Here is a 476-nt window from a genome sequence, read left to right on the forward strand (position 1 = left end):
TCAAGCGTAACATCATTTCTTGTCCATACCAGCTCACCACCTATAAAGTATGGGTTTTAAATCAATTGTTGGGTTTTTGCAGGCTCAAACCAACCTACGTGCTTTATTATCCATATAATAAATAGCGGTATTTATTTCAAGTGTTTCCATATTGATAAATATAAAGATTAAATCACCTAGATTTGGTAGTGTATCATATAAAAAATATATATTATTGGGAAATGACGACAGCTCCTGAATATTATTCATCCTAATCCATTGTTTATTATTCATACTTATCATTGTATAAATAATATTTTCATATTTTTTTTCAGATAATATATCCAAACATAAATCTAGATAAGGATCATAATCTTCTGACATAAGTTAGTTTCCCGAAAATTGCTTGATGAAAGAGTACTCCTGATTGGTTGCAGGTCTTCTCTCGCCATTTTGCACCTTGTTTAAATGCGAACTATTTGATCGATTATTTATGG

Annotated in this window: 1 protein-coding gene; it reads right to left on the reverse strand. The window is 30.3% G+C overall.

Annotated elements, in window-relative coordinates:
• Nucleotides 1-84: 84 nt before the first annotated feature.
• Nucleotides 85-363 carry a hypothetical protein gene (locus HMPREF2573_RS09390; protein WP_064639785.1) on the reverse strand — a complete coding sequence of 93 codons (279 nt, stop codon included), beginning with the start codon at nt 361-363 and terminating at the stop codon, nt 85-87.
• Between the last annotated feature and the right edge of the window lie 113 nt (nt 364-476).

It is taken from the genome of Moraxella sp. HMSC061H09 (genome assembly GCF_001809255.1).
GTDB classification, from domain to species: domain Bacteria; phylum Pseudomonadota; class Gammaproteobacteria; order Pseudomonadales; family Moraxellaceae; genus Moraxella; species Moraxella catarrhalis.